Source organism: Burkholderia sp. E168m23 (assembly GCF_016586125.1).
Taxonomy (GTDB): Bacteria; Pseudomonadota; Gammaproteobacteria; order Burkholderiales; family Burkholderiaceae; genus Burkholderia; species Burkholderia orbicola.
The window spans coordinates 1-3,399 of record NZ_BCPP01000803.1; the positions used below are offsets into that span (position 1 = coordinate 1).

Below are 3,399 nucleotides of genomic sequence, written 5' to 3' on the forward strand. Positions count from 1 at the left end.
GAAGGTGTCGCTGATCCTGGAAGACGGCAAGACCTACTCGGAGCCGGGCAAGCTGCAGTTCTCGGACGTGACGGTCGACCAGACCACCGGCTCGGTGACGATCCGCGCGGTGTTCCCGAACCCGGGCCGCGTGCTGCTGCCGGGGATGTTCGTGCGCGCACGGATCGAGGAAGGCGTGAACGAGAACGCCTTCCTGGTGCCGCAGATCGGCGTCACGCATGACCAGAAGGGCCAGGCGATCGCGATGGTGGTGAACGCCAGCAACAAGGTCGAGCCGCGTCCGCTGAAGACCACCGGCATGCAAGGCCAGAACTGGATCGTCGAAGGCGGTCTGCAGGCGGGCGATCACGTGATCGTGCAAGGCGTCGACAAGGTGCGCCCGGGCGCGACCGTGAAGACCGTCGCCGCGCAGCTCGCCCCGGCGGCCGATGCCGCCTCGGGTGCCGCTGCCCCCGCCGCGCCGGCCGCTGCCGGGTCCGGCGCCGCTGCCGCTTCCGGTGCCGCCGCATCGGGCGCCGCGCCGGCGAGTGCTGCCGCCGCGTCGAGCGCGCAATAACAGGGAGCCTGTTTCATGGCAAAGTTTTTTATCGATCGCCCGATCTTCGCGTGGGTGATCGCCATCATCCTGATGCTGGCCGGGGTTGCGGCGATCTTCACGCTGCCGATCTCGCAGTATCCGACGATCGCGCCGCCATCGATCCAGATCACGGCGAACTATCCGGGCGCTTCCGCGAAGACGGTGGAAGACACGGTGACGCAGGTGATCGAGCAGCAGATGAGCGGTCTCGACAACTTCCTGTACATGTCGTCGACGAGTGACGACTCGGGCAACGCAACGATCACGCTGACCTTCGCGCCGGGCACCAACGCCGACATTGCGCAGGTCCAGGTGCAGAACAAGCTGTCGCTCGCGACGCCGGTTCTGCCGCAGGTCGTGCAGCAGCTCGGTCTGTCGGTCACGAAGTCGAGCAGCAGCTTCCTGCTGGTGCTCGCCTTCAACTCCGAAGACGGCAGCATGAACAAGTACGACCTCGCGAACTTCGTGGCGTCGCACGTGAAGGACCCGATCAGCCGGCTGAACGGCGTCGGTACCGTCACGCTGTTCGGCTCGCAGTACGCGATGCGGATCTGGCTCGACCCGAACCGCCTGACCAACTACGGCCTCACGCCGGTCGACGTCAGCTCGGCGATCACCGCGCAGAACGTGCAGATCGCGGGCGGCCAGATCGGCGGCACGCCGGCCACGCCGGGCACCGTGCTGCAGGCGACGATCACCGAATCGACGCTGCTGCAGACGCCCGAGCAGTTCGGCAACATCCTGCTGAAGGTCAACCAGGACGGCTCGCAGGTTCGCCTGAAGGACGTCGCGCAGATCGGCCTCGGCGGCGAAAACTACAACTTCGACACGAAGTACAACGGTCAGCCGACCGCGGCACTCGGTATCCAGCTCGCGACCAACGCGAACGCGCTCGCGACCGCGAAGGCCGTGCGCGCGAAGATCGACGAGCTCGCACCGTTCTTCCCGCACGGCCTCGTCGTGAAGTATCCGTACGACACGACGCCGTTCGTGAAGCTGTCGATCGAGGAAGTGGTCAAGACGCTGCTCGAAGGTATCGTGCTCGTGTTCCTCGTGATGTATCTGTTCCTGCAGAACCTGCGGGCGACGATCATCCCGACGATCGCGGTGCCGGTCGTGCTGCTCGGTACGTTCGCGATCATGTCGATGGTCGGCTTCTCGATCAACACGCTGTCGATGTTCGGCCTCGTGCTCGCGATCGGCCTGCTGGTCGACGATGCGATCGTGGTGGTCGAGAACGTCGAGCGCGTGATGGCGGAAGAGGGGCTGTCGCCGAAGGAGGCGACCCGCAAGGCGATGGGCCAGATCACCGGCGCACTCGTCGGCGTGGCGCTCGTGCTGTCGGCGGTGTTCGTGCCGGTGGCGTTCTCCGGCGGCTCGGTCGGTGCGATCTATCGTCAATTCTCGCTGACGATCGTGTCGGCGATGGTGCTGTCGGTGCTGGTCGCGTTGATTCTGACGCCGGCACTGTGCGCGACGATCCTCAAGCCGATCCCGCAAGGGCATCACGAGGAGAAGAAGGGCTTCTTCGGCTGGTTCAACCGCACGTTCAACAACAGCCGCGACAAGTACCACGTCGGCGTGCACCACGTGATCAAGCGCTCGGGCCGCTGGCTCATCATCTATCTGGTCGTGATCGTCGCGGTCGGGCTGCTGTTCGTGCGCCTGCCGAAGTCGTTCCTGCCCGATGAAGACCAGGGCCTGATGTTCGTGATCGTGCAGACGCCGTCGGGCTCGACGCAGGAAACGACCGCGAAGACGCTCGCGAACATTTCCGACTACCTGCTGAAGGACGAGAAGGAAATCGTCGAATCGGCGTTCACGGTCAACGGCTTCAGCTTCGCGGGTCGCGGCCAGAACTCGGGTCTCGTGTTCGTGCGCCTGAAGGACTACTCGCAGCGTCAGCATGCGAACCAGAAGGTGCAGGCGCTGATCGGCCGGATGTTCGGGCGTTACGGGAGCTACAAGGACGCGCTCGTGATTCCGTTCAACCCGCCGTCGATTCCCGAACTCGGTACGGCCGCCGGCTTCGACTTCGAGCTGACGGACAACGCCGGTCTCGGCCACGACGCGCTGATGGCGGCACGTAACCAGCTGCTCGGGATGGCGTCGAAGGACCCGACGCTGCAGGGTGTCCGTCCGAACGGCCTGAACGATACGCCGCAGTACAAGGTCAACATCGACCGCGAGAAGGCGAATGCGCTGGGCGTGACGGCGGATGCGATCGACCAGACGTTCTCGATCGCGTGGGCGTCGAAGTACGTGAACAACTTCCTCGACACCGACGGCCGGATCAAGAAGGTGTACGTGCAGGCCGATGCGCCGTTCCGGATGACGCCGGAAGACATGAACATCTGGTACGTGCGCAACGGGTCGGGCGGGATGGTGCCGTTCAGCGCGTTCTCGACCGGTCACTGGACGTACGGTTCGCCGAAGCTCGAGCGCTACAACGGCGTGTCGGCGATGGAAATCCAGGGTCAGGCCGCACCGGGCAAGTCGACCGGTCAGGCGATGGCCGCGATGGAAACGCTCGCGAAGAAGCTGCCGGTCGGCATCGGCTATTCGTGGACGGGGCTGTCGTTCCAGGAAATCCAGTCCGGTTCGCAGGCGCCGATCCTGTACGCGATCTCGATCCTCGTCGTGTTCCTGTGTCTCGCGGCACTGTATGAAAGCTGGTCGATTCCGTTCTCGGTGATCATGGTCGTGCCGCTCGGCGTGATCGGTGCGCTGCTCGCGGCCACGATGCGCGGCCTCGAGAACGACGTGTTCTTCCAGGTCGGCCTGCTGACCACCGTGGGCTTGTCCGCGAAGAACGCGATTCT

At 64.8% G+C, this 3,399-nt stretch carries 2 protein-coding genes; both read left to right on the forward strand.

Translation table 11 applies throughout. The features are described from left to right. Nucleotides 1-556: efflux RND transporter periplasmic adaptor subunit (locus tag JMF90_RS29910; RefSeq protein WP_201317008.1), on the forward strand; the 556-nt coding region annotated here is incomplete at its 5' end. 15 nt (nt 557-571) lie between these two features. Continuing rightward, the coding region (locus tag JMF90_RS29915; protein WP_201325799.1) for an efflux RND transporter permease subunit at nt 572-3,399 on the forward strand (2,828 nt) is incomplete at its 3' end.